At 71.4% G+C, this 26,166-nt stretch carries 20 protein-coding genes and 1 tRNA gene; 9 read left to right on the top strand and 12 right to left on the bottom strand.

What is annotated here, in order from left to right; translation table 11 throughout:
• Nucleotides 1–20 precede the first annotated feature (20 nt).
• The gene (locus tag AC0693_RS33150) at nucleotides 21–1,829 is read right to left on the bottom strand and encodes a bifunctional metallophosphatase/5'-nucleotidase (RefSeq protein WP_478740404.1); all 1,809 of its coding nucleotides are present in this window, start codon (nucleotides 1,827–1,829) and stop codon (nucleotides 21–23) included.
• A 173-nt stretch (nucleotides 1,830–2,002) separates the two neighbouring features.
• Here AC0693_RS33150 and AC0693_RS33145 point away from each other — a divergent pair, with 173 nt between their 5' ends.
• The 3 genes from AC0693_RS33145 to AC0693_RS33135 all read left to right on the top strand — a co-directional run bounded on the left by AC0693_RS33145 (nucleotide 2,003) and on the right by AC0693_RS33135 (nucleotide 7,062).
• Nucleotides 2,003–2,743 (top strand): SIMPL domain-containing protein, encoded by a 741-nt coding sequence (locus AC0693_RS33145; RefSeq protein WP_469337864.1) that lies wholly within the window; start codon nucleotides 2,003–2,005, stop codon nucleotides 2,741–2,743.
• 156 nt (nucleotides 2,744–2,899) lie between these two features.
• Entirely contained in the window at nucleotides 2,900–4,327 is a 1,428-nt protein-coding gene (gene pyk, locus AC0693_RS33140; RefSeq protein ID WP_356413086.1) for a pyruvate kinase, read from the top strand.
• Between the two features lie 131 nt (nucleotides 4,328–4,458).
• The gene (locus tag AC0693_RS33135) at nucleotides 4,459–7,062 is read left to right on the top strand and encodes an MDR family MFS transporter (RefSeq protein ID WP_478803817.1); all 2,604 of its coding nucleotides are present in this window, start codon (nucleotides 4,459–4,461) and stop codon (nucleotides 7,060–7,062) included.
• 75 nt (nucleotides 7,063–7,137) lie between these two features.
• Here AC0693_RS33135 and AC0693_RS33130 read toward each other — a convergent pair whose 3' ends face one another.
• Nucleotides 7,138–7,548 carry a hypothetical protein gene (locus AC0693_RS33130; RefSeq protein WP_478803816.1) on the bottom strand — a complete coding sequence of 137 codons (411 nt, stop codon included), beginning with the start codon at nucleotides 7,546–7,548 and terminating at the stop codon, nucleotides 7,138–7,140.
• 94 nt (nucleotides 7,549–7,642) lie between these two features.
• Here AC0693_RS33130 and AC0693_RS33125 point away from each other — a divergent pair, with 94 nt between their 5' ends.
• On the top strand, nucleotides 7,643–8,296 hold the full coding sequence (locus AC0693_RS33125) for a TetR/AcrR family transcriptional regulator (RefSeq protein WP_478803815.1): 654 nt from the start codon (nucleotides 7,643–7,645) through the stop codon (nucleotides 8,294–8,296).
• 114 nt (nucleotides 8,297–8,410) lie between these two features.
• Here the strand turns inward: AC0693_RS33125 and AC0693_RS33120 are convergent.
• Nucleotides 8,411–8,485 (bottom strand) — tRNA-Leu (locus AC0693_RS33120).
• A gap of 74 nt (nucleotides 8,486–8,559) precedes the next feature.
• On the opposite strand from AC0693_RS33120, the gene AC0693_RS33115 reads away from it, so the two are divergent.
• Complete coding sequence (locus tag AC0693_RS33115; RefSeq protein ID WP_356413079.1) at nucleotides 8,560–9,249, top strand: ANTAR domain-containing response regulator; 690 nt, start codon at nucleotides 8,560–8,562, stop codon at nucleotides 9,247–9,249.
• 116 nt (nucleotides 9,250–9,365) lie between these two features.
• Here the strand turns inward: AC0693_RS33115 and AC0693_RS33110 are convergent, their stop codons facing one another.
• The 8 genes from AC0693_RS33110 to AC0693_RS33075 all read right to left on the bottom strand — a co-directional run bounded on the left by AC0693_RS33110 (nucleotide 9,366) and on the right by AC0693_RS33075 (nucleotide 19,443).
• Nucleotides 9,366–10,082 (bottom strand): ABC transporter ATP-binding protein, encoded by a 717-nt coding sequence (locus tag AC0693_RS33110; RefSeq protein WP_356413077.1) that lies wholly within the window; start codon nucleotides 10,080–10,082, stop codon nucleotides 9,366–9,368.
• Entirely contained in the window at nucleotides 10,079–10,963 is an 885-nt protein-coding gene (locus tag AC0693_RS33105) for an ABC transporter ATP-binding protein (protein WP_468467445.1), read from the bottom strand. The genes AC0693_RS33110 and AC0693_RS33105 overlap by 4 nt, the downstream gene beginning before the upstream one ends.
• A gap of 4 nt (nucleotides 10,964–10,967) precedes the next feature.
• Nucleotides 10,968–12,782: a branched-chain amino acid ABC transporter permease gene (locus tag AC0693_RS33100; protein ID WP_478803814.1), complete on the bottom strand. Its 1,815-nt coding sequence runs from the start codon at nucleotides 12,780–12,782 to the stop codon at nucleotides 10,968–10,970.
• 5 nt (nucleotides 12,783–12,787) lie between these two features.
• Nucleotides 12,788–13,717, bottom strand: a complete 930-nt coding sequence (locus tag AC0693_RS33095) for a branched-chain amino acid ABC transporter permease (RefSeq protein ID WP_356413073.1) — start codon at nucleotides 13,715–13,717, stop codon at nucleotides 12,788–12,790.
• 91 nt (nucleotides 13,718–13,808) lie between these two features.
• Nucleotides 13,809–15,041: a branched-chain amino acid ABC transporter substrate-binding protein gene (locus AC0693_RS33090; protein WP_356413071.1), complete on the bottom strand. Its 1,233-nt coding sequence runs from the start codon at nucleotides 15,039–15,041 to the stop codon at nucleotides 13,809–13,811.
• Between the two features lie 980 nt (nucleotides 15,042–16,021).
• On the bottom strand, nucleotides 16,022–16,504 hold the full coding sequence (locus tag AC0693_RS33085) for a hypothetical protein (RefSeq protein ID WP_478803813.1): 483 nt from the start codon (nucleotides 16,502–16,504) through the stop codon (nucleotides 16,022–16,024).
• A 39-nt stretch (nucleotides 16,505–16,543) separates the two neighbouring features.
• Nucleotides 16,544–17,020, bottom strand: coding sequence for a PaaI family thioesterase (locus tag AC0693_RS33080; RefSeq protein ID WP_478803812.1), 477 nt, complete (start codon nucleotides 17,018–17,020; stop codon nucleotides 16,544–16,546).
• A gap of 128 nt (nucleotides 17,021–17,148) precedes the next feature.
• Nucleotides 17,149–19,443, bottom strand: a complete 2,295-nt coding sequence (locus AC0693_RS33075) for an FdhF/YdeP family oxidoreductase (protein ID WP_478803811.1) — start codon at nucleotides 19,441–19,443, stop codon at nucleotides 17,149–17,151.
• A 232-nt stretch (nucleotides 19,444–19,675) separates the two neighbouring features.
• On the opposite strand from AC0693_RS33075, the gene polA reads away from it, so the two are divergent.
• Nucleotides 19,676–22,396 (top strand): DNA polymerase I, encoded by a 2,721-nt coding sequence (gene polA, locus AC0693_RS33070; RefSeq protein WP_478803810.1) that lies wholly within the window; start codon nucleotides 19,676–19,678, stop codon nucleotides 22,394–22,396.
• Between the two features lie 63 nt (nucleotides 22,397–22,459).
• Here the strand turns inward: polA and AC0693_RS33065 are convergent, their stop codons facing one another.
• Nucleotides 22,460–23,359 carry a DUF4184 family protein gene (locus AC0693_RS33065; RefSeq protein ID WP_469337883.1) on the bottom strand — a complete coding sequence of 300 codons (900 nt, stop codon included), beginning with the start codon at nucleotides 23,357–23,359 and terminating at the stop codon, nucleotides 22,460–22,462.
• Nucleotides 23,360–23,686: 327 nt separating this feature from the next.
• Here AC0693_RS33065 and AC0693_RS33060 point away from each other — a divergent pair, with 327 nt between their 5' ends.
• The 3 genes from AC0693_RS33060 (at nucleotide 23,687) to pgfA (ending at nucleotide 26,163) form a co-directional block, all read left to right on the top strand.
• Entirely contained in the window at nucleotides 23,687–24,898 is a 1,212-nt protein-coding gene (locus AC0693_RS33060) for a lytic transglycosylase domain-containing protein (RefSeq protein WP_478803809.1), read from the top strand.
• Between the two features lie 87 nt (nucleotides 24,899–24,985).
• Nucleotides 24,986–25,126 (top strand): SPW_0924 family protein, encoded by a 141-nt coding sequence (locus AC0693_RS33055; protein WP_356413058.1) that lies wholly within the window; start codon nucleotides 24,986–24,988, stop codon nucleotides 25,124–25,126.
• A 14-nt stretch (nucleotides 25,127–25,140) separates the two neighbouring features.
• Entirely contained in the window at nucleotides 25,141–26,163 is a 1,023-nt protein-coding gene (pgfA, locus tag AC0693_RS33050) for a cell envelope lipid trafficking protein PgfA (protein WP_469318904.1), read from the top strand.
• Nucleotides 26,164–26,166 lie beyond the last annotated feature (3 nt).

Below are 26,166 nucleotides of genomic sequence, written 5' to 3'. Positions count from 1 at the left end.
GCCACCCCCGCCCGGGCCCGCTAGAAGACCGGCACCCCGGCCCGCGTCAGCTTCCAGTCCACCGACGCGAACTGCGCCGGGTCGACCGTGCCCTTCGCCTTCACCCACTGGATGATGGTGTTGCGGATCTCCTCCGAGTTGGCCCACAGCTGCTTGGCCTTCGGCACGTGCGGGAAGTTGCCGCCGCCCGACGCCCGGTAGTTGTTGACCGCCAGGACGAACTGCGCCGCCGGGTCCACGGGCTTGCCCTGGAAGGACAGCCCGGTGATCCGCGACCCGGCCGGCTGCGCGATGTCGATGTCGTACGTCACGCCGTACACCGCGTCGTAGTTGTAGTCCGGGATGCTCTCCGCGTTCGTCAGCTTCGCCGGGTCCACCGGATCACCCGGCGCGGTGCGAACGTAGTACTTCGCCGAGAACTCCAGGTAGTCCTTCAACTGCGCGCCCGTCAGCAGCCGCGCTTCCAGGGTGTTCTCGAACGGGTACAGGCCCGCCGCGTCCTTGATGGTCACCTGGCCCGCCGGGATGGCCGCCGTCCGCGAGAAGCAGGAGGCCTGCGAGAGGACCGGCAGCGCCGCCCACTCGGTACCGGCCAGCGCCGTCTTCACCGTCTGGGCCTGCACGTGGCTGATCAGGTCGATGATCGGCACGTCCTTGAACGGGCCCTCCGCCGAGGACATCGCCGCCAGCGAGGTGCCGATCACCTGGTTGACGTACGACACCACCTTGCGGTGCTCGTCCGACAGCAGCCGGACGATCTTCGGGTCCTCGGCCGCGGTGTTGGAGTTCAGCACCCGCGCCCCGACCTTGTCGACCGACCAGCGGCCCTTCGCCCACGACAGCTCGAAGTCGAACAGGGTCAGGCGCTGACCCCACTTGAGCGGCTCGGAGAGCACGACGTCCTTGCCGGTCGCCTTGTTCTTCACCCGGTACTCCGGGATCTCGGTGTGCGCGTGGCCCACCAGGATCGCGTCGATCCCCGGCACCTGCTCGGCCACCAGGGCGGCCGCGTTCTCGATGTACGGGAGCTGGTCGCCGTAGCTCGACGTACCGCTCGACCCCGAGTGCGCCGAGACGATCACGATGTCCGCGCCCAGCGAACGCAGCCGCGGCACGTACTTCGCCGCCTGCTCCTCCAGACCGGGGAAGGTCATCTTCCCCTGCACGTTCGCCTTGTCCCAGATCGCGATCCCCGGGTTGGTCAGACCCAGCACCGCCACCTTCACGTCCGGGCCGTGCGGGGTGCACACCCGGTGCATGCTGTACGGCGGGAAGGCCGGCCGGAGCGTCTTCGCGTCCAGCGCGTTCGCCCCCAGCAGCGGGAAGTCGCACTGCTCCTCGAACTTCCGCAGCACCGGAATGCCGTAATTGAACTCGTGATTGCCGAGCGCCGCCGCGTCGTAGCCGATCGCGTTCATCGCCTGCGCCATCGGGTGCACCGGACCGCGGCGCGCCGTGATCGGGTCCACCTTGGCGTAGTAGTACGAGAGCTGGGTGCCCTGGATCGTGTCGCCCGCGTCGATCAGCAGGGTGTTGCCGCGTCCCTTCTCCGCACGGACCTGGTTCACCAGCGTGGAGATCTTCGCCAGGCCGACGTCGTTGTGCGCCTTGTCGTCGAACTCCTTGTCCGTGAAGTAGTCCCAGTTGAAGACATTGCCGTGCAGGTCGGTGGTCCCCATCACCGTGAACGCGTAGGTGCGCGGCGGCCGGGACCCCTGCGCGGCGGCCGGGGTGCTCGCGGACGCCGGGGCGCTCGCGGCCCCCGTCAACGCCACGGCGGCCCCCGTCGCGGCCGTGGTCCCCAGGAACGTCCTGCGGTCGAACGCCATGCCATCTCCCTCGTGCCGGGGCCCGCCCGGTGGGGCGGCCCCTGTGAAGCGTGAACAACTGCGTAGGTAACGCGCGTAGATTCTGACCCGGCGAGAGCGACGGCGACCAGCCCCGCCAGGTTGCGATCCGATGACCGGAGTCAGCGGGAGGCCGACAGTGCGAGAGTGAAACCATGACCGATGACGCAACGCCCCAGTCCTTCGGAACCCACCAGCCCTACGGAACGCCGCTGCCCTACGGGACCCCTGACGTCCCCCGGGTCGCCGTGCGCGGCGAAGCCCGCATCGAGGTCGACCCCGAGATCGCCCGCATCGGCATCACGGTCAGCGCCCGCGGCGTCGACCGCCGGGGCGCCCTCGAAGACCTCACCCGGCGCAACAACGCCGTCCTCGACCTGGTCAAGAGCTACGGGGATTCCGTGGAGAAGCTCGAAACCGGCGCCTTCTCGATCACCCCCGAACTCACCCGCCAGGGCCGCGGCGAACGCGTCCGCGCCTACCACGGCCGGGTCCTCATCACCGCCGAACTCAGCGACTTCACCGCCCTGGGTGAGCTCACCACCCGGCTCGCCGACCTCGAACTCACCCGTGTGGACGGACCGTGGTGGGCGCTGCGCCCCGAGTCGCCCGCCCACGGCCAGGCCCGCCGGCAGGCGGTGCTCGAAGCCGTCAAGCGCGCCCGCGAGTACGCCGAAGCCCTCGGCGCCCGGCTCGCCGCCCTCGTCGAACTGGCCGACCTCGGGGCCGAGGACGCGGGGCCCCGGATGCTGGCCGCCCCGGGCGGCGCCATGCGGTCGATGGCCTACGGCGGCGCCCCCGAGGAACACGCCCCGGCGCTCGACCTCGAACCCCAGCGGCAGACCGTCTACGCCCAGGTGAACGCCCGCTTCACGATGACTCCTCCGCAGCTCTGACGCACGTGCCGGCCGGCTTCGCGGAGGCCCCCGGGGGTGCTCATCAGAGCACCCCCGTGCACATTCAATAATTGTCAACAAGCTTTTGCCCAAAGGTTGTTGAGTGGTCACCCGGAACCAATTCTCTACTCCCCGGTAGGGGCATACGCTCAGCTCATGCGCCGAGCGAAAATCGTTTGTACCCTGGGCCCCGCGACCGACTCATACGACCAGATCAAAGCCCTGGTCGAAGCCGGAATGGACATCGCCCGCTTCAACCTCAGCCACGGCACCTACGCCGAACACGAGGAGCGTTACCACCGGGTGCGCAAGGCCTCCGACGAAACCGGCCGCAGCGTCGGAATCCTCGCCGACCTTCAAGGTCCGAAGATTCGCCTCGGCCGCTTCCGCGAAGGACCCGTACTCCTTGAACGCGGAGACGAGTTCACCATCACCGTCGAGGACCACGAGGGTGACCGCCACACCTGCGGCACCACCTACAAGGGCCTCTCCCACGACGTCACCACCGGCGAGCGCATCCTCGTCGACGACGGCCGCGTCACCCTCGAAGTCACGGGGGTCGACGGACCGCGCGTGCACACCCTGGTCGTCGAGGGCGGCATGGTCTCCGACCACAAGGGGCTGAACCTCCCCGGCGTCGCCGTCTCCGTGCCCGCCCTCTCCGAGAAGGACATCGACGACCTCCGCTGGGCGCTGCGCACCGGCGCCGACGTCATCGCGCTGTCCTTCGTGCGCAGCGGCCGCGACATCGAGGACGTCCACCGCATCATGGACGAGGAAGGCCGGCGCCTCCCCGTCATCGCCAAGATCGAAAAGCCGCAGGCGGTCGAGAACATCGACGACATCGTCGCCGCCTTCGACGGCATCATGGTGGCGCGCGGCGACCTCGGCGTCGAAATGCCCCTGGAACAGGTGCCGATCGTGCAGAAGCGCGCGGTGAAGCTCGCCAAGCGCAACGCCAAGCCCGTCATCGTGGCGACGCAGATGCTCGACTCGATGATCGACAACTCCCGCCCCACGCGCGCCGAAGCCTCCGATGTCGCCAACGCCGTCATCGACGGCACCGACGCCGTCATGCTCTCCGGCGAGACCAGCGTCGGAAAGTACCCGATCGAGACGGTCCGCACCATGGCCCGCATCGTCGAGGCCGCGGAAGAGGACATCCTCGCCAAGGGGCTGCCGCCGCTCACCGAGCGGAACAAGCCGCGCACCCAGGGCGGGGCCGTCGCACGGGCCGCCGCCGAGATGGGCGACTTCCTCGGCGCCAAGTTCCTCGTCGCCTTCACCCAGAGCGGGGACACCGTCCGCCGGCTCTCCCGCTACCGCTCGCCCATTCCGCTGCTGGCCTTCACCCCGGACCAGGCCACCCGCTCCCAGCTCAACCTCACGTGGGGCGTGGAGACCTTCCTCGGGCCGCACGTGGACTCCACCGACGCGATGGTCGCCCAGGTCGAGGAAGAGCTCCTGCGCATCGGCCGCTGCGTGCCCGGCGATGTCGTCGTGATCACGGCGGGCTCGCCCCCCGGCGTCTCCGGATCGACCAACCTGGTCCGCATCCACCACATCGGGGACGCGGTCCGCTGACCCCGGCGGCCGATGGCCGCCCGCCCGGGCCCCTGCGGGGCGCGGACGGGCGGGCGGCCAGGTGTGCCCAGGGCCGGTGAATCAGCGCCGATGACCCTTGTCGTGCCGGAGGGTTGCACTATCTTTCTTCCGTGGACGAGCTGATCGCCGAAGACCCGCCCCGTATAGGCCCGTACCGTCTGATCGCCCGGCTGGGTGCGGGCGGCATGGGCCTGGTCTACCTGGGCCGCTCCGAGGGCGGCCGCACCGTCGCGGTGAAGGTGGTGCAGGCGGAGTTCGCCGGTCAGCCCGAGTTCCGCAGGCGGTTCGCCCGCGAAGTGGCCGCGGCCCGCCGGGTGGGCGGCAACTGGACGGCGGCCGTACTCGACGCCGATCCCGAGGCCGCGATCCCGTGGGTGGCGACCCAGTACATCCCGGGACCGGACCTCCAGACCGTGGTGGCCAAGGACTTCGGCCCGCTGCCGGAACACTCGGTCCGCATCCTCGCCAACCGCCTCGCCCTCGCCCTGCGCGCCATCCACGAAGCCGGGCTGATCCACCGCGACCTCAAGCCGTCCAACGTTCTCGTCACCGTCGACGCCCCCCGCGTCATCGACTTCGGCATCGCCCGCGCGATGGAGAGCCTGACCGGGGACAGCCTGTACACGCGCCCCGGCATGCTGATCGGTTCCCCCGGCTTCATGTCGCCGGAGCAGGTCCGGGGCCTCGACCTGACCCCCGCCAGCGACGTCTTCTGCCTCGGCGCCGTCCTCGTCTACGCCTCGACCGGGCGCCTGCTCTTCGGGGCGCCCGACACCGGGCTGAACGCCCACCTCTTCCGGATCGCGGAGGAGGAGGCCGACCTGACCGGGGTCCCGGAATCGCTCGTCGACCTCGTCCGCGCGTGCCTCGACAAGGCCCCGGACCGGCGGCCCACCCCCGAGGAGGTCGCCGCCCGTACGGCGACGGACCACCCCGGGGAATGGCTGCCCGGCGCCGTCCTGGCCCAGCTCGGCCGCCACGCCGCCGAACTCCTGGACTTCGCCCCGGCGCAGGCGCCCGCAGAGATTCCGGCGCCGACCCCCGCGCCGACCCCGGCCCACACCCCCGCCCACACCCCCGCGCAGACCCCCGTGGAACCGCTCGCCGCGCGGCCGGACCCCCGTGTCGCGTCGGACAACCCGTACGCGCACCCGCTGCCCGCACCCCCCGCCTACCCCCCGACGACGCCCACGCCGCTGATCCCCGGGCAGACCTTCGGCCCCGTCGACGGCTCCTGGGCCACCACCGCCTCCCCGCTCTCGCCCCAGGACCCGTCGCCCCCGCACCCCCGGCGGTGGTGGGGCCTGGCGTTCCTCGTCCTGGCGCAACTGATGGTGCTGCTCCAGGCATCGGCCTTCAACATCGCGTTCCCCTCCATTCAGGCCGACCTGGGGATGCGGACCCAGGACCTGAGCAGCCTGGGCAACGCCTACGGGCTCGCCTTCGGAGGCTTCCTGCTGATCGGCGGACACCTCGCGGACCTGGCGGGCCGCAAGAGGATCCTGACCGTCGGAGTGGTCGGCCTGGCGGTGGCCTGCGGGCTCGGCGGCGCGGCCGCCAACGCCGACATGCTGCTCTGGGCCCGCGCCCTGCAAGGCGTCTTCGGCGCCCTGCTGACCGCCTCCGCGCTGTCGCTGGTGGCCAACGCCTTCACCGACCCGAGGGAACGCGGCCGGGCCTTCGGCGTGTACGCCACGGTCATCGGCAGCGGTTCGGTGCTTTCCCTGTTGGCGGGCGGCTGGTTCGTCGAGACCCTGAGCTGGCGCTGGTCCTTCTTCTCCGGCGTCCTCCTCGCCGTGATCGTCCTGATCGGTGCGCTCACCCTGGTGCACGACCGCCCGGGGAGCACGGGAGCCCGCCCCGACCCGCTCGGGGTCATCCTCGGCTCCGGCGCACTGGTCGCCCTCACCTACGGTCTGACCGGTGGCCAGTCCGAGGGCTGGGCCGTCACCCCGCTGGTCCTCCTGCTCATCGTCGGCGGTGCCCTCCTGTTCGTCGGCTTCATGTGGTGGCAGAGCCTGGCCTCGAACCCGGTGCTCGCACCGGACGGCAACCGCATCGGCGCCTTCCTCGCCGTGGCCCTGTCCGGCATCGGTCTCTTCACCCTTTTCGCGGCCCTGACCTTCTTCCTCCAGTTCGCCCTCCGGTTGTCCCCCTTCGACACGGCAGTGCACCTGCTGCCCCTGGTCGCCGCGAACGTCATCGCCTCGACCCTGATCTCCCCCCACCTGCTGCGGCGCACCGCCCCGCGGCTCCTGATCGTGGCGGGCCTGCTGGTCACCGCGGTCGGCCTGGCGCTGCTGGCCTCGCTCTCACTCCACAGCGGCTACGCACCGCTGGCCCTGCCCGGCATCGTCCTCGCCGGTCTCGGCTCCGGCCTGGCCGTGCCGGCGCTCTTCGCCGTCGCGACCGACGCCGCCGGACCGCACGCCGGCGGCGCCTCGGCCGTGATCTCCGGAGCCCAGCACCTTGGCCTCTCGATCGGCGCGGCGCTGCTCAGCGCGAGCATCGCGAACCAGGTACGAGCTGCGCGGGCGAGGTCGCTGCCCGTGGCGGTTGCCGAAGAGCTGCTCAAGGGTCACATCAACACCCTTTGGTGGGCCTGCGGGAGCACGCTCCTTGCGGCCCTGCTCGCCGCCGTGCTGATCGGGTCCCGGTCCGCGCGCCCCGGCGCCATGGCGCACCCCGACCCGTCCGGGGTGGGCCTGTCCTGACAGGCGCGTTCGCCGGACCGCCCTGACCGGCTCCAAGGGACACCCCCGGGCCCCCGGCGCCGACCCCGCGCGGCCTCAGCCCCGTATGCGGGGGATCGCCCCGGCCGCGGCTCTGAGGCTCCGGTCCCTGCGCACCTCGGGGGAGAGGACCGGCACCGGAGCCCCGCGCCTCCACCCGTCCCGGCTCGCGCCCGCGCCCGCGCCCGCCACCCTCGCGGCGAACGCCCGCTCGGCCGCCGAGTCGTGCTCCCGCAGTTCCCGCACCGCCCGCAGTCCCTGCGCCGCCCGCACCTCCCGGCGCCCCGGCGCGGCCGCCTGTGCGGACTCCCACCAGGCTTTCGGCTCCGGGAAGTTGGGGATCGGCACCTCGTGCCCCGCGGCGGCGAACTCCTCGCCCGTGGGCTCGTACCAGTGCTCCTGCCAGAGCTCCGGGCGCCCACCCTCCTGCTGATCCTGCTGATCCTGCTGTTGCCCTTGCGTGCTCACGCATCCGTTCATGACTCAGCCCCCGCCCCAGTCGAACCGATCTATCGAAACGCTACGCAGCGTTTCGATAAACGGTAGCGGCTATCGTGAAGCCGTGTCAACCACTCCCACCCCCCGAACCGGCGGCCGCCTCCGCAACGAGGAAGCCCATCGATCCGTCCTGGAGGCCACCGCCGCGCTCCTCCTGGAGAACGGCTACGGCGCCCTCACCATCGAAGGGGTCGCCCGGCGGGCGAACGTCGCGAAGAGCACGGTCTACCGCTGGTGGAAGACCAAGCCCGAACTCGTCATGGACGCCTTCACGCACGCCCCGGAGCCCGGCCCGGACACGGGCGGCCTCGCGGGCGACCTCACCGCGTTCCTCGCCGGCCTCTACGCCGAGGCGGGCGATCCCGTCCGGGCCCGCGCCCTCACCGGCCTCGCCGCCGAGGCCCAGCTCGCGCCCGCCTCCGCCGACCCCTTCCGGGCCTGGTGCCGGGCCCGCCGCGAGCTCGTCCGGTCCGTGCTCGCCCGCGCCGTCGCGCGCGAGGAGATCCCCCCGGCCACCGACCTCGACCGCGCCGCGGACCTCGTCCTCGCGCCGTTCTGGTACCGGCTCCTGATCACCGGCACCCCCCTCGACGCCGCCGACGCCTCCCGTGACACGGCGGCCTTCCTCCACGGCCTGGCGGCTCCGGAAGGCGGAAGCACGGACGGGAGGGGGAGCGGAAGCGGGAGGGGGAGGGCGCACGGCCGCGCGGAAGGGTGAAGGGACCCGCAAAGGACCGGCGATCCAGTCAGCAAGACAGTCGACAGCGCGGTCGGAATCGCTCGTTTGAGCTAAGGCCCGCAAGATTCGCGCGACCATGGAATATAAGGAAAGTGCCCCAGGTGGGATTCGAACCCACACTGTCCGCTGTTTGAGAGCGGCCTCTCTGACCAGTTGGAGTACTGGGGCCTACGAAACGAAGGACTCAACGAACCCTGCGCGAGACCACCTTACAGGAGCTAGGTAGGCTCAGGGGAGCTGTTATGCCCCGCAACGAGGAGCCCTCCGTGACCGCCGAGCACGAGTCGTCGCCCACGCCCGTCGACGCCGACCAGTCGCATGTCCCGCCGCTGACGACCCGCGTCGTCATCGCCGAGGACGAGGCGCTCATCCGGCTCGACCTGAAAGAAATGCTGGAGGAGGAGGGCTACTCCGTCGTCGGCGAGGCGGGTGACGGTCAGCGCGCCGTGGAGCTGGCCCGCGAGCACCGCCCGGACCTCGTCATCCTGGACGTGAAGATGCCCGTCCTGGACGGGATCTCCGCCGCCGAGATGATCGCCGCGGAGTCCATCGCCCCGGTGCTGATGCTCACGGCGTTCTCGCAGCGCGACCTCGTCGAGCGCGCCCGGGACGCGGGGGCCATGGCGTACCTGGTCAAGCCGTTCTCCAAGAGCGACGTGGTCCCGGCCATCGAGATGGCCGTGTCCCGCTTCGCCGAGCTGCGCGCCCTGGAGAAGGAGGTCGCCGACCTCTCGCTCCGCCTGGAGACCCGCAAGCTCGTGGACCGCGCCAAGAGCATCCTGCAGACCCAGTACGGCCTGACCGAGCCGGCCGCCTTCCGCTGGATCCAGAAGACCTCCATGGACCGCCGCATGTCGATGCAGCAGGTCGCCGAGGCGGTCATCGAGGACGCCGAGGAGAAGAAGAACGCCGCCGCGGCGGCCAAGGAGTAACCCCCGGCCGCGACCTCGCGCGCGGCCGCGCCCCCCGTACGACGCAAGTGACCCGCCCCGGAATCCGGGGCGGGTCACCTGCGTTGTGTGTCAACTCGGCCGATCGGGCCGGCCGGTCAGTCCTCGCCGAGGTACGCCTTGCGGACGTCCTCGTTGACGAGCAGCTCGCGGCCCGGACCCGACAGGACGATCTTGCCGATCTCCATGACGTGCCCCTGGTCCGCGAGCGAGAGCGCGGCCTGCGCGTTCTGCTCGACCAGCAGGATCGTGGTGCCCGCCGCCTTGAGTTCGGCGATGGTCGCCATGATCTTCTGCATCATGATCGGCGAGAGGCCCATGGACGGCTCGTCCAGCATCAGCAGCTTCGGCCGGCACATGAGCGCGCGGCCCATCGCCAGCATCTGCTGCTCGCCGCCCGAGAGGGTGCCCGCGGCCTGCTTGCGGCGCTCTCCCAGGATCGGGAAGAGGTCGTAGGCCCGCTGGACGTCCTTCTGGATGCCTTCCTTGTCCTTGCTCAGGAAGGCGCCGAGGAGGAGGTTGTCCTCGATCGTCATGCGCGGGAAGATGTGCCGCCCCTCGGGGGAGTGGGCGAGCCCGAGCGCGACGATGTCGTGCGCGGGGGTCTTCTTCAGCGACTTCCCGTTGAACCGGATCTGGCCGCCGCGCGGCTTGATCAGGCCGGACAGCGTCCGCAGGGTGGTCGTCTTGCCCGCACCGTTGGTGCCGATGAGGGTGACGATCTGGCCGGCCTCGACACTGAACGAGATGCCCTTGACGGCTTCGATCTTGCCGTAGGCGACCCGGAGGTCCTCGACCTCGAGGAGTGCGGTCACTTGGCTTCTCCGTCCGTGCTGGTGGTGCTGTGCGCCTCGGCGGCCTCGACCTCCGCGGCTTCCTCGGCGCCGGGGGCGCCTTCGAAGGGTTCGCCGAGGTAGGCGGCGACGACGCGCTCGTCACCCTGGACCTCGGCCGCGGTGCCCTCGATGAGCTTCTCGCCCTGGACGAGACAGGCGACGCGGTCGCAGAGGTTGAAGATGAAGCGCATGTCGTGCTCGATGACGAGCACGGCGATGCCCTGGTCCCGGATGGCGAAGATCAGCTCTTCGGCCGCCCGGGTCTCCTGCGGGTTCATGCCCGCGGTGGGCTCGTCGAGCAGGATGAGCCCCGGGTCGCTGGCGAGCGCGCGGGCGATCTCCAGCTTGCGCTGCTCGCCGTAGGGCAGGTTGCGCGCCAGGTGCTCGGCCTTGTGGGACAGGCCGATGAACTCCAGGAGTTCCAGGGCGCGCGCCCGGCTGGCCGCTTCCTCGCGGTGGAAGACCGGCAGCCGCAGCAGCGAGGACCACAGGCCCTGCTTGGTCCGGGTGTGCCGGCCGACCAGGACGTTCTCCAGCACCGTCATGTTGTTGAAGAGGCGGATGTTCTGGAAGGTACGCGCGATACCGGCCGCGGTGACCTTGTACGACTTGGGCGGCAGCACCGTGCCCTTGTACCGGACCTCACCCTCGGTGGGGATGTAGAGGCCGGTCAGGCAGTTGAAGAAGGTGGTCTTGCCCGCGCCGTTGGGGCCGATGAGCCCCACGATCTCGCCCGCCCTGACGGTGAGGTCGACGTTCTTGACGGCCGTGAGGCCGCCGAAGCGCATCGTGACGCCCCGCGCGTCGAGGACGGTCTCCGCCGCGGGGGCGGCGGGGGTGTCGGTGGTGGTGGTCGTCATGGGTTCAGACCCCTGCCTTGCCGAGGACCGTGGGCGCTTCCATGTCCTGGTGGAGTTCGAGCTGGTTGCGCCGGTTGGGGATGATGCCTTCGGGGCGCAGGCGCATCAGGATGATGAGCGCGACGCCGAAGGCGAGGAGCTGGTACTCCTCCATGCCCTGGAGCTTGTTGGGGATGAGGAAGAGCAGCGAGCCGCCGATGAGGGGACCGGAGATGGTGCCCATGCCGCCGAGTACGACGGCGGCGAGGAGGAACGCCGAGTTCGGCGGGACCGCGTTGGCGAAGACGTACTGCTCGGGCGTCACGGTGTACGAGACGTGGGCCTGTACGGCGCCGGCCAGACCGGCCAGGGTGGCGCCGAGGGCGAAGGCGATGAGCTTGACGCGGAAGCCGTTGATGCCCATGGCTTCGGCGGCGGTCTCGTCCTCGCGGATGGCGACCCAGGCGCGCCCGATGCGGGACTCCGAGCTGCGGCGGAAGACCATCACCACGATGAGGGTGATGAGCAGCATCAGCAGGAAGTAGTTCGCGAAGCGACCGATGGTGAATCCGGCGACGGTGTGCGAAGCGCCGAAGTCGAAGCCGAACAGGTCCACGTTCGGGATCGAGGAGATTCCGTTGGGGCCGTTGGTGACGTCGGGGCCGGAGACGCCGTCGAGGTTGTTCATGGAGATCCGGAAGATCTCACCGAAGCCGAGCGTCACGATGGCGAGGTAGTCGCCGCGCAGCCGCAGGGTCGGGGCGCCGATCAGCACGCCGAAGACCATGGAGGCGGCGGCGCCGATCAGGATCGCGGCCCAGAAGGGCAGGTGCACGCCGAACGGCGAGTTGGGCGAGCCGGAGACCAGGGCCGCGGTGTAGGCGCCGACGCCGAGGAAGGCGACGTAACCGAGGTCGAGGAGACCGGTCAGGCCGACGACGATGTTCAGGCCGAGCGCGACGGTGGCGAAGATGAGGATGTTGACGCCGAGGGTCGCGTACTGGTCGTCGGTCTGGGTGAAGGGGAAGGCCGCGGCGGCGACGAAGGCTCCGACGAGCGCGACGTTGCGGTGCCGGGCGGTGACCGCCGAGAAGCGGGCGATGAGCCCCGCCTTGTTCAGGGCGGCGGCCCCGAAGCCCGCGGTGATCAGGAAGCCGAGGAAGAGCTCCTGGTACGCGGTGGTGATGCCGAAGGTGAAGATGCCCAGGCCGATGCCGAGGAGGACCGCGATGAGCAGGATCTCCAGGTAGGCGGGCAGCGCCTTCATGGGGCGGACGGGACCGTTGGTGAAGGCGGCCTTCACGGTGGCCCACCGGTTGCGGCAGGCCAGCTTGAAGTTGTCCATGCCGCTGTCTTCGGGGTCCGGCTCCTCTGCCACCGGGCGCTCGAAGGGCAGCGCGAGGGCGCCGAGCAGGGCCAGCAGGCTGACGACCGCGAGGAAGAAGCCGCCGGGCTCCAGGTCCACGAGGTGGCCCAGTTCGGTGATGATCGCGATGATCGTGAACCAGGCGGTGGCGAAGGCGGCGAGCGCGGAGAGCTTGATCGCCGCGTCGGCGCCGGCCGGGACGAGCCAGCCGAGACCCTTGATGCCGTACGACGCGAGGCCGAAGAGGGCGGTCATCAGGCCGCCGACGAGGACCAGCCACTGCAGGCCCGCGGGGGAGCCGTAGAAGGTCAGGTCTCCGGGGAAGGCGGCGGTCCAGGTCCAGGAGAGGAAGGCGGAGAGGGCGGTGAGCGCGCCGCCGACCGTGGCGAGGGCGCGGCCCGTCTTCTCGGAGAGGGGAACGAAGCCCCGGACGGGGGTGGCGGTCTGCGCGGTGTCCGCGGTGTTGGTGGTCATGGTTGTCACGCCCTGTCGGCCACGCGCTGGCCCAGCAGGCCCTGGGGCCGGAAGAGGAGCACGAGGATGAGGAGTACGAACGCCCAGGTGTTGCCCCAGGTCTGACCGCCCAGCTGCTGGAAGCCGGGGATGTCGGCGATGTAGGCGGTGGCCATCGTCTCGGCGAGGCCGAGGACGAGTCCGCCGATCATGGCGCCGTAGATGTTGCCGATGCCGCCGAGGACGGCCGCCGTGAAGGCCTTGAGGCCCAGCAGGAAGCCCATCTTGAAGTTGATCTCGCCGTACTTGAGCCCGTAGGCGACGGCTCCGATGGCGGCGAACACGGCACCCAGGGCGAACGCGACCGTGATGATCCGGTCGGTGTTGATGCCCATGAGCTTGGCGGTGTCCGGGTCCTGCGCCGTGGCCTGCATGCCGCGGCCCGTACGGGTCTTCATGACGAAGTAACCGAGGAAGGCCATGGAGATGGGGGCGGCGATCAGCAGGAAGACGTCACCGGTCTGGATGGTGACACTGCCGAGGTGGAAGGGTCCGCCCGCGATCTCGGGGAAGACGATGGAGGACTTCGCGTTGGGGTACCAGGCCCATACCGCCTGCTGGAGGGCGAGCGAGAGGCCGATGGCGGTGATGAGCGGGGCGAGCCGGGGAGCGTTCCGCAGCGGCCGGTAGGCGAAGCGTTCCGCTCCGACGGCGAAGAGGGTCGCCACGATGACGGCGCCTATGAGCATGAGGGGCAGCGCGATCCACATGGTGGTGCCCGAGGGGAGGATCGTCCATGCGGTGAAGGCGCCGAAGCCTCCGGTCATGAAGATCTCGCCGTGCGCGAAGTTGATGAGCTGGACAATGCCGTAGACCATCGTGTAGCCAATGGCGACGAGCCCGTACATGGATCCCAGTAGCAGGCCGTTGACCAGCTGTTGCGGCAGTTCGTGCACCGCAGGTCCTCCGAGTCTTTCGACGGATGTGACACCGCGCGGGGCGCTGTGTGCGCGCCCCGCGCGGCAGGAGAGAAGTGGTACGGGCCGGTTACTTGGCGGGGTAGGTGCCCGACTCGACGGCCTTGAAGTCCGGGCCGTCGACCTTGTAGACGGTCAGCTGCTTGTTGGTGGCGTCGCCGAACTCGTCGAAGGAGACCTTGCCGGTCACACCGTCGAAGGTGACGCCCTGGACGGCTTCGAGCACCTTGGCGCGGGCGCCGTCGGGGAGCTTGCCGTCGTTGCCGTCGACCGTCTTCTTGACGGCCTCGATGATCGCCCAGGCGGAGTCGTACGAGTAGCCGCCGTAGGCCGCGTACGGGTCCTTGAAGCCGGCCTTCTTGTAGTTCGCGATGAACTCGGTGGCCGACGGGAGGGTCTCGACGGGCGCGCCGACCGAGGTGGCCATGTCGCCCGCGGCGGCGGGGCCGGCCAGGTCGACGAACTTCTTGTCGTAGATGCCGTCACCACCGATGAGGGGGATGTTGGCGCCCGCGGCCTTGATCTGCTTGCTGAGCGGACCGGCCGCCGGGTACTCGCCGCCGTAGTAGACGACGTCGGCGCCCGAGTTCTTGACCTGGGTCACGATCGCCGAGAAGTCCTTGGACTCCGGGTCGAGGTGTCCCTCGCCCGCGACGGTGCCGCCGAGCTTGGTGAACTCGCCCTTGAAGGTGGCGGCCAGACCGGCGCCGTAGGTCTTCTTGTCGTCGATGACGAAGACCTTCTTCTTGCCGCCCTTGTTGAAGAGGTACTGCGCCGCGAACGGGCCCTGGATGGCGTCCGTGGTGGCGGTGCGGAAGTAGCTCTTGTAGGTGCGGACCTTCTGGCCGGTGGCCCAGTTCGGCCCCTGGGTCAGGGACGGGCTGGTGTTGGCCGGGGAGATCTGGGCCAGCTTGGCGTCGTCGAAGACCTTCTGCATCGACTCGGACACCGAGGAGTTCAGCGGACCCACGACGCCGAGGACGTTCTTGTCGGCGACGAGCTTGGTGGCGTTCTGCTGTCCGGAGGACGGCTGCGCCTGGTCGTCGAGGGCCTGGATCTTGAAGGTGACGCCCTTGACGTACTTCTTCTCGTTGGCCGTCTTGACGGCGAGGTCCACGGAGTTCTTGATGCCGAGACCCAGGGCGGACAGGTCGCCGGAGAGCGGCGCGTCGACGCCGATGGTGACCGTGATGTCTCCGCCGCCGGAGGAGTCCGCCTTGTTGTCGCGGGAGCCACAGGCGGTGAGAGTGAGAGCGCCCGCGGCGAGGGCGGCCGTCACGGCGATGAGCGAACGATGACGCACGATCAGTCCTTTCCTGGCGCCGCGTCCCCCCTGGGACGCGCCGAGTCGAACGCGCGCAACCGAACTGAAGGACATCCGGCGGTCGCGGTAACTGGCCGTGACTCTAAGCCGCCCATCGGACGATATGGAGGGCTCAGGCCAATGATGTGACTCTCTTGTTATGCCACGGCGTAATACATAGCGGATCTCCAGGGGTGGAACGGGGGAATTCCGGTCGGTTCGTCTTGTCCGCATGCTGAGATGTGGCAGGACTGTCGGACGGTTTGAGTCCTGACAGGCCAGGCCTCTCAAGGGTTTTGGTCATGACCCCGCGGGAGGGGGCACATCTCGGCCTTCGGGACAGGCCCTGGTCAGAGCGGTGGAAAGATCCCTGGCATATCGGTCACCGAGGATGTAGCTGTGATCCTCTTTCCGGAATCCATTACTGAGGGTTACTTCCAAAAAAGGGAGTCCCGCATTCCGTGCAACATGCACACAGTCCGCCACGTGAATCTCCACAACAACCTCACGCACCTCTCCCGCCGCGACGACCACGGGTGAGGGTGGCCGCACGGTCACCGTCAGTGCACGCGACGGTTGCCCGATCCGCTCGATCGTCACCGCCGGCCCGGAGGACGTACGAGCACGCACAGTGAAGGTGAAGGCGGTCCCCGGCGGATTCGATTCCGGCGCCCCGGGCTCCCCGTAGGTCAGGGCGAGCAGCTGCGAGGGCGCGGCCGGGGGCGGCGGCGGTACGGGCGCGGGCGGCCGGGGCCGGACCGCGTAGAGGTAGCCCCCGCCGAGGCCGAGGGCGGCCGCCACGGCCACCGCGGTGAGCGCGCGGCGGTGGCGGGCGCAACGGGCGCGGACACGGCCCAGGAGAGCGCGGGGGGCGCGGAGGGCGCCGTGCGGGGTACCCGGGACGCCGGCGGGGCCGTCCGCGAGGTCGTCGGGCCCGTCGCCCGCGGTGCCCTCGCCCGGCTCGACCGGGCCGATGCCGCTCATCCCCAGGGGCCGCCGGTCGCCACGGCGGTGCGGTGGCGCTCGGCGCAGCGCTCGCGCGCCCCGCGCGCGGCGAGCCGGCGGGCGGCGGTGCCGGCGGCGGCGGGGCCGTCGTGGACCCTGGCCGCGCGCTCGGCGCGGGCGTCGGCGAGCACGGCGCGCAGGATCTCGTACTGGTCGCCGGACAGGCCCATCGACTGGTAGTCGAGACCGCCGGTACCGGCGCCCGGGGCGCCGCCGTCGCCGTCGAGGGCGGTCTCGGCCCAGCGGGTGACCAGGGCGGCGCAGAGGTCTTCGGGGGAGGTGGGGTGCGGGGCGGGGGCGGCGGCCCCGGACGCGGGGGGCGGCGTACCGGCGGCGGCTCCCGCGGCGGAATCCGCGATCGGATCGGGGGCCGGTAACGAGCAGCCCGTCACGGCGGCGGCGAGGAGCGCCGCCGCGCACGCCGCCAGGGCGCCCCGCGGCGCCGGTCCGGATCCCATGCGGGAACGCTAGACCGGTGCCGGGACGAGGGCAACTGGTCAGTCGTTACGGGCCTGTTGCGGGTTGGCGTCGCGCAGGAGGCAGGTGAGGCGGGCGGTGCAGATGCGCCGGTCCTGCTCGTCGGTGATGGCGATCTCGAAGGTGGTGGTCGTACGCCCCTTGTGCACGGGGGTCGCGGTGCCCGTGACCAGGCCGGACCGGGCGCCGCGGTGGTGCGTGCAGTTGAGGTCCACGCCGACGGCGACCTTGTTGATGCCGCCGTGCATCATCGCGCCCACCGACCCGAGGGTCTCCGCGAGCACCGCGGAGGCCCCGCCGTGCAGCAGACCGTACGGCTGGGTGTTGCCCTCGACGGGCATGGTGCCCACGACCTTGTCGGCCGAGGCCTCCAGGATGCGGATGTCCATGCGCTCGCCCAGGTGGCCGGCCGAGAAGAGCGAGGGCAGGTCGATGCCCAGCGCCGCGTATTCGTCGAGGACTTCCTGCGGGAACTTCACAGCCTGCTGCTCGCCCATGGGGACGGCTCCGTTCGTGTGCGTCAACGTTCGTGCGCGTCAACGTTCGTTAACCATCGTGTCCGAAGGGCCGTTCTATCAGGTCGGCCGTTCGATCAGGACGGCCGGGCGGGCCCCCGGCCCGCCCCTCAGACCGGTTCGAAGCGCACGACGACGGACTTGCTCGCCGGGGTGTTGCTGGTGTCCGCCGTCGAATCCAGCGGGACCAGCACATTGGTCTCCGGGTAGTAGGCGGCGGCGCAGCCGCGCGCCGTCGGGTAGTGCACCACGCGGAAACCGGGCGCGCGGCGCTCCACGCCGTCGCGCCACTCGCTCACGATGTCGGTGTACGCGCCGTCGGCGAGCCCCAGCTCGGCCGCGTCCTGCGGGTTGACCATGACCACCCGGCGGCCGCCGGTGATGCCCCGGTAGCGGTCGTCCAGGCCGTAGATCGTGGTGTTGTACTGGTCGTGGCTGCGCAGGGTCTGGAGCAGCAGCCGGCCCGCCGGGACGCGCGGGTACTCCACCGGGGCGGCCGTGAAGTTCGCCTTGCCGGTCTTCGTCGGGAAGCGGCGCTCGTCGCGGGGGGCGTGCGGCAGCTGGAAGCCGCCCGGGCGGGCGACGCGCGCGTTGAAGTCCTCGAAGCCGGGGACCACCCGGGAGATCCGGTCGCGGATGGTCCCGTAGTCCTTCTCGAACTCCTCCCACGGGGTGCGGGAGGCGGCGCCCAGGACCGCGCGGGCCAGCCGCGCGACGATGGCGAGCTCGGAGAGCAGGTGGCCACTGGCGGGGGCGAGGTTGCCGCGCGAGGCGTGGACCATGCCCATCGAGTCCTCGACGGTCACGAACTGCTTGCCCCCGGCCTGCACGTCCTTGTCGGTACGGCCCAGGGTGGGCAGGATCAGCGCGCGCCGGCCGGTCACCACGTGCGAGCGGTTGAGCTTGGTGGACACGTGCACGGTGAGGGCGGCGCGGCGGATCGCGGCCTCGGTGACCTCGGTGTCCGGGGTGGCGCCGACGAAGTTGCCGCCCATGGCGAAGAGGACCTTGGCCTCGCCGTCGCGCAGCGCCTGGATGGAACGGACCACGTCGTAGCCGTGCGCGCGCGGAGAGGTGATGCCGAATTCCCGGTCGAGGGCGTCGAGGAAGGCGGCCGCCGGGCGCTCGAAGATGCCCATCGTCCGGTCGCCCTGGACGTTGGAGTGGCCGCGCACGGGGCAGACGCCCGCGCCGGGGCGGCCGATGTTGCCGCGCAGCAGCAGCAGGTTGACGACCTCGCGGATGGTGGCGACGGAGTGCTTGTGCTGGGTGAGGCCCATCGCCCAGCAGACGATGGTGCGCTCCGAGGCCAGGATCATGGCCAGGGCGCGCTCGATCTCGGGGCGGGTCAGGCCGGTCGCGGTGAGGGTCTCGGCCCAGTCGGTGTCCTTGGCGGCGGCCGCGAACTCCTCGAAGCCGTGCGTGTGCTCCCGGATGAACGCCTCGTCCAGGGCGCCGGATCCCGCGCCGGAGGCGTTCTCGGACGCCTCCAGGACGAGCTTGTTGAGGAGGCGGAAGAGGGCCTGGTCCCCGCCGATGCGGATCTGGAGGAAGAGGTCGTTCAGGGCGGTGCCCTTGAGCATGCCGAGCGGGGTCTGCGGGTTCTTGAACCGCTCCATCCCGGCCTCGGGCAGCGGGTTCACCGAAATGATCTTCGCGCCGGCCGACTTGGCCTTCTCCAGCGCGGACAGCATGCGCGGGTGGTTGGTGCCCGGGTTCTGCCCGGCGACGATGATCAGGTCCGCCTGGTGCAGGTCCTCCAGGGAGACGCTGCCCTTGCCGATGCCGATCGTCTCCGTCAGCGCCGAGCCCGAGGACTCGTGGCACATGTTGGAGCAGTCCGGCAGGTTGTTCGTGCCGAACTCGCGGGCGAAGAGCTGGAAGAGGAACGCCGCTTCGTTGCTGGTGCGGCCCGAGGTGTAGAAGAGCGCCTCGTCCGGCGAACCGAGGGCGGTCAGCTCCTGGGCGATGATCTCGAACGCCCGGTCCCAGCTCACCGGCTCGTACCGGTCGCCGCCCTCGGGCAGCAGCATCGGCTGGGTGATCCGGCCCTGCTGGCCCAGCCAGTAGCCGCTGCGCCGCTCCAGGTCGGCCAGCGGATGGGCGGCGAAGAACTCCGGCGTGACCCGGCGCAGGGTGGCCTCCTCGGCCACGGCCTTCGCGCCGTTCTCGCAGAATTCCGCGGTGTGCCGCTTGTCGCCCTCGGGCCAGGCGCAGCCCGGGCAGTCGAAACCGTCCTTCTGGTTGACCTTGAGGAGCGTCCGCGCGGTCCGGGCGACGCCCATCTGCTGCTGGGCCATCTTGAGGGTGTGGCCGATCGCGGGCAGACCCGCGGCCGCGTGCTTGGGGGGAGTGACCTGCGGCGCGTCCTGCACCGGGTCCCCTGCGGGCGGTCTGGTGGCCATGTGGCTCCCCTTCAGGCATCGCAGCGGCACTGCTGCGGATCGCGCGTACACCTCCGATCCTGCCACGGCCCGCCGACATCGCCGACGCGGCGACCGGGGGCGACGCCGCCACCTCACGGACGGCGCGACCGGCGGCGACGCCGCAACCGCGACCGGCACCGCGACCGGCCGCGGGACCCGCGCCGCGGTCGGCCGTCCGGAATTGTCGGTGGGGCCGCCTAGGATCAAAGGCGTGGCAGATTCAGCATCGAAGAAGACCGACCAGCCGACCGCAGCGGACCGCCCCCGCCTGATGCTCATGGACGGGCACTCCCTGGCGTACCGGGCGTTCTTCGCGCTGCCCGCGGAGAACTTCACCACCGCGAGCGGCCAGCCGACGAACGCCGTCTACGGCTTCGCGTCGATGCTGGCGAACACGCTGCGCGACGAGGCGCCCACGCACTTCGCGGTGGCCTTCGACGTCTCGCGCAAGACCTGGCGCTCGACGGAGTTCCCCGAGTACAAGGCGAACCGCTCCAAGACCCCGGACGAGTTCAAGGGGCAGGTCGAGCTGATCGGCGAGCTGCTCGACACGATGAGCGTGCCGCGGTTCGCGGTCGACGGCTTCGAGGCCGACGACGTGATCGCCACCCTCGCCACCCAGGCCGAGGCGCTCGGCTTCGACGTGCTGATCGTCACCGGTGACCGGGACTCCTTCCAGCTGGTGTCCGAGCGCACCACCGTCCTCTACCCGACCAAGGGCGTCTCGGAGCTGACCCGCTTCACCCCCGAGAAGGTCGAGGAGAAGTACGGGCTCACCCCCCAGCAGTACCCGGACTTCGCGGCGCTGCGCGGCGACCCGTCCGACAACCTGCCCGGCATCCCCGGCGTCGGCGAGAAGACCGCCGCGAAGTGGATCAACCAGTTCGGTTCGTTCGCCGCCCTGGTCGAGCGGGCCGACGAGGTCAAGGGCAAGGCCGGGCAGAACCTCCGCGACCACCTGGACGCGGTCAAGCTCAACCGGGTCCTCACCGAGATGGTCCGCGACGTCGAGCTGCCCAAGACCCCCGCCGACCTGGTCCGCGCGCCCTACGACCGCAGCGCCATGACCGGCGTGCTGGACGTCCTGGAGATCCGCAACGCCTCGCTGCGCGAGCGCCTCCTCGCGGTCGACCCCGGCGCGGCCGAGGAACCCGCCCCCGCCCCGGCCGCCGGCGTCGAGCTGGACGCCTCCGTACTGGGCGCGGGCGAGCTGGCGCCCTGGCTGGAGGAGCACGCGACCGCCCCGCTGGGCATCGCGACCGTCGACAGCTGGGCGCTCGGCGCGGGCCGGATCACCGAGGTGGCGCTGGCCGCCGCCGGAGGGGCCGCGGCCTGGTTCGAGCCGTCCGCGCTGGACGAGGGCGACGAGCGCGCCTTCGTCGCCTGGGCCGCCGACCCGGAGCGGATCAAGGTCGTGCACAACGCGAAGGCCCTGATGCGGGTCTTCCCCGAGCACGGCTGGAGCCTGGACGGCGTCGCCATGGACACCGCCCTCGCCGCCTACCTGGTCAAGCCGGGCCGCCGGTCCTTCGCGCTGGACGTGCTGTCCAACGAGTACCTGCACCGCGAGCTGGCCCCCGCCGCCGCCGACGGCCAGCTGGCCTTCGGCGCCGACGAGACCGCCGAGGCCGAGGCGCTGATGGCGCAGGCCCGCGCCGTCCTCGACCTGGGTGACGCCTTCACGGGCCGGCTCGCCGAGGTCGGCGCGACCGGGCTGCTCCACGACATGGAGCTGCCCACCTCCGAGCTGCTCGCCCGAATGGAGCGGTACGGCATCGCCGCCGACCGCGAGCACCTCGAAGCGATGGAGCAGCAGTTCGCGGGCGCGGTCCAGCAGGCCGTCAAGGAGGCGCACGCCGCGGTGGGCCACGAGTTCAACCTCGGCTCGCCCAAGCAGCTCCAGGAGGTGTTCTTCGGGGAGCTGGACCTGCCCAAGACGAAGAAGACCAAGACCGGCTACACCACCGACGCGGACGCGCTGGCCTGGCTCGCCACCCAGACCGAGCACGAACTCCCCGTGATCATGCTGCGCCACCGCGAGCAGGCCAAGCTGCGGGTCACCGTCGAGGGCCTGGTCAAGTGCATCGCCGCCGACGGCCGCGTGCACACCAGCTTCAGCCAGACCGTCGCCGCGACCGGCCGCCTGTCCTCCACCGACCCCAACCTGCAGAACGTGCCGGTGCGCACCGACGAGGGCCGGGCCATCCGCCGCGGCTTCGTCGTCGGCGAGGGCTTCGAGTCGCTGATGACGGCCGACTACAGCCAGATCGAGCTGCGCGTCATGGCGCACCTCTCCGAGGACGCGGGCCTGATCGAGGCCTTCGCCACGGGTGAGGACCTGCACACCACCGTCGCCTCCCAGGTGTTCGGCGTGGAACGCTCCGCCGTCGACGCCGAGATGCGCCGCAAGATCAAGGCCATGTCCTACGGCCTGGCCTACGGACTGTCCGCCTTCGGCCTCTCCCAGCAGCTGAACATCGAGCCCGCCGAGGCGCGAGGCCTGATGGAGACCTTCTTCGAGCGGTTCGGCGGGGTGCGGGACTACCTCCAGCGCGTGGTGGAGGAGGCCCGTGCCACCGGCTACACCGAGACGGTCCTGGGCCGCCGCCGCTACCTGCCCGACCTCAACAGCGACAACCGCCAGCGCCGCGAGGCCGCCGAGCGGATGGCGCTGAACGCCCCGATCCAGGGCACGGCCGCCGACATCGTGAAGGTCGCGATGCTCCGGGTGGACCGCGCGCTCACCGCGGCGGGGCTCACCTCGCGGATGCTGCTCCAGGTCCACGACGAAATCGTGCTGGAGATCGCCCCCGGCGAGCGCGCGGCCGTCGAGGAGCTGGTGCGCCGCGAGATGGCCGCCGCCGTCGACCTGCGGGCCCCGCTGGACGTGTCCGTGGGCGTGGGCACGGACTGGGAGTCGGCCGCGCACTGACGGGCGCACCGGGGCCGCGGCGTCGGCTCGCCGCGGCCCGGTAGGCCCGTACGCCCGTTCCCGCTAGGAGGTGGGGACGGGCGTCCGTGTGTCGGAGCGGTCCGGGCCGACACCCCGGTCGCCGTCGCCGTCCCGGTCTCCCTCGCCCGTACGGTCCCGGTCGCCGCGGTGGCGCAGGCGCACCAGGACCCCGTACAGCAGCAGGGCCACGGCGAGCCCGCCGCCGGCGCCGAAGCAGACGGTCGGGATGATGTCGAGCGGGCTGCGGATCCGGTCGTGGTACGTGAAGAAGCGGGCCACCCGCATCCCCACCCCGGCGCCCCCGCAGACCACCGCCAGCAGGACGGCGCCCCAGCGGTCCACCCGCCCCGGCACCGGCACGGAATCCGGCGCGGGGGAGTGCGGCAGCCGGCGCAGCGCGCTCACCGTGAACCAGCCGAGCGCCACGGCGGCCACCGCCGAACTGCCGTACTGGAGCCAGGTGTAGAGGGGCAGCCCCCACGCCAGCGGGCGGCCCAGCGCGGGCAGCGCCCGCATCCCCCACCGGTCCATGTGCGTGAAGCTGTCCCAGACCACGTGCGTCAGCGAGCCGAGCACCGCGGAGAGGTAGAACCGGAGCACGAGCACGGACAGCCGGCGGCCCCGCCAGTCCTCACCGCGGACCAGGGCGTACGTCCGGCCCCGGGCCCGCCGGGGCAGCAGCGCGACCAGCGGCTCCCGCAGCAGCAGCCAGCATCCGGCGAGGGCGGCGGTCAGGGCGGCGTCGAGGGTGAGCACGCCCGCCACGGAGTGCGCGAAGTCCCCGTAACCCATCACCCCTTGGACGACGGCGTCCGCGAAGTAGAAGGTGTCGGGCGCGAACGAGCCCAGTACCAGGGCGGAGGCGATCAGCGGCCCCCGCGCGCGGCCGGTCCGGTGGATGGCCGGAAGGACGGCGGCCGCGTGGCTGAGTGTGAACGGCATGGCACCTCTCGTCGGTCTCTCGGGGCTCCGGTCCGCACGGCGGGCCCTGCGGTCTTTACTTCGGTCCCATGCGCCCCAAACGGTCGCGTCAGTATGCGTGACCTGCCCAAGACGTGCGGAAGTGGTGAATACCGGGGCCGCCTTGATGCAGTGTGAAGCGAGTTGACGTACCGTCGCGCGGACGTCGAAGGGGAGGGGCCCGCCATGACGGCTCGGTCAACAGTCCGGTCAACCGCCCGTTCAGCGGGCCGCCGCGCGGCCCGTTCCGGCCACGGGTGGCTCCGCGGCGGCCTGGCGGTCGTCGTCTCGGCCGTGGTGGCGGCAGCCGTGACCGGTTCACAGGCACCGGGCGCGCTGGTGCTCGCCGACGCGGGGAACGGCGCGCGCGACGAGCGGCCCGCCGTTGGACCCGGCAGCGCGACCGCCTCCGGGGGCGGGGACTCCGCGTACTTCACCGAACTCCCGCCCCTCTCCAGCCCCGAGCCGCTCGCCGAGCCGCAGGGCGAGGAGAGCCCCGGGCCCGTCCCGGCCGCCGCGGCCCCTTCCGGGGGGACGGCCGTGACCGGGGCCGCGGTTCCCGGCGAGGGCGCCCAGGGGATACCGGCGAGCGTGCTGGGGGCCTACCGGGACGCGGAGCGGAAGGTGGCGGCGAGCGACCCCGGCTGCGGGCTGCGCTGGCAACTGCTCGCGGCGATAGGCAAGGTCGAGTCCGGCCAGGCCGGCGGGGGCCGGGTGGACGCCGCGGGCACGACGCTACGGCCGATCCTCGGGCCCGTGCTCGACGGCAACGGGTTCGCGAACATCCCCGACACGGACGGCGGGGCGTACGACGGGGACGCGGCGCACGACCGGGCGGTGGGGCCGATGCAGTTCATCCCGTCCACCTGGGCGGCCTGGGGCCAGGACGCGAACGGCGACGGCCGGCGCGACCCCAACAACGTGCACGACGCGGCCCTCGCGGCCGGGCGCTACCTGTGCGCGGGCACGCGCGACCTGCGGGTGGGCGGCGACCTCGACCGGGCGGTCCTCTCCTACAACCAGTCGGCGGCGTACCTCGCGACGGTGCGGTCCTGGTACGCGTACTACCTCAAGGGCGCGCACGAGGTGCCGGACGGGGGGCCGGGGACGGGAGCCGGTACGGGCACGGGCAGCGGTACGGGTACGAGCCCGCGGCCGGGCACGGGCACGGCGGTGACGCCGCCGCCCGCGAAGCCGAAGCCGACCCCCACGCCGACGCCCACTCCCACCCCGTCTCCTGTGCCGACCCCGAAGCCGACGCCCACTCCCACGCCGACCCCCACCCCGAATCCCAGTCCCACGCCCACGCCCACGCCCACCCCGACCCCCACCCCGCAGCCGTCGACGACTCCGTCTCCGTCTCCGACCCCCACCCCCGCGCCGTCGGCCACGGCTTCCCCCGCCCCGAAGCCGAGCCCGAGCCGGTCGTCCGCTCCCTCCGCGCCCGCCGCGAGCCCCTCGCCCACCGGGCCGGCGAAGGCCTCCCCGAGTGCCTCGGCGGCGGGCGCGGAAAGCCCGTAGCCGGACGGTTCTCATCTCGGCCCCGCGTTGCTACGGTGCGCCAGACCTGACGACACATCAGATCTCGGAGATCCCGGAGGCCCCGGCATGCGCGCACTCGTCGCCGCCGCCATCGGGCTGGCCGCCGCGCTGGCCCTCGTCCTCACCGTCACGGCGATCGGGGTGCCGGAAGGCAGGACTTCGCCGGAGCCGCTGCTCACCACGATCCCCTCCGCCCCCGGAAAGTAAGAGGAGGCCCGGCCATGCGACGCAGAGCGAGCCTCGTCCTGCTTGCCCTAGCCGTGTTCTGCACCGCCCTCGCGCCGCTGCTGCGCTGGTACGCGTACCCGAGGCTGGCCAAGATCCCGCCGAGCCAGTACCAGGAGATGGTGCTGGAGGCGAAGGACGCGACCCTGCTCGACTACAACAACGGCATGGAGCCCAGGAAGGTCGACAAGGTCACGATCATCCAGACCCTCAAGGGCAACGTCGAGGCGTCCCGGGAGATCGAGGCGAGCGCGGGCAAGGACGTCGTCGTCTGGGACACGCTGACCTACATCGCCGGGCCGGACGGCAAGATGGTCTCCCAGATCCCCGAGCGCTACATCTTCGACGCGCACACCCAGGACCCGGTGCACGCCACGGGCGAGATGGTCGACGGGGACGCGGTCCGGCGCGAGGGCATCGAGTTCAAGTGGCCGTTCTTCACCGAGCCGCGCGACTACCTGTACTTCGACGCGCAGACGCGCACCTCCTCCCCGATCCACTACGTCGGCCCGCGCGCCTTCCGCGGCCTGGACGTCCACTACTTCGAGATGACCGTCCCCTGGACCAAGGTCCCGATGCCGAAGAAGATGCCGATCCCCGGTGTCGACCCGGCGAAGATCGAGGAGCAGACCGGCACCTCGCTCTGGTACTCGGCCACCATGAAGTTCTGGGTCGACCCGGTGACCGGGGCGCCGGTCAACGCCGAGCAGAGCATCCGGCAGGAGATGCGCGGCGGCATCGCGGCCGCGCGGCCCGACGGGAAGCTCACCGCCTTCGCCGGAGACGTGAAGATCCGGCCGGACTACCTCGACCACACCGTCGACCTGGTCAAGGCGAACCGGACCAAGGTGCTCGCCCTGCACACCTACGGGCCGGTGGGACTGCTGGTCACGGGCCTCGGCCTGTTCGGGCTCGCGCTGTGGCTGGAGGCGCGCGGCCGCCGTCGGCGCGGATCCGGCGACGGCGGGCCGGGCGGCGGCCCGGCCGAGCCGGCGGAGCCGGTCCCCGCCACCGCCTGACGT

Source organism: Streptomyces sp. NPDC043876 (assembly GCF_056435825.1).
The sequence above is the reverse complement of the archived record's forward strand: the minus strand, read 5'-3'. Positions and strand labels throughout refer to the sequence as shown.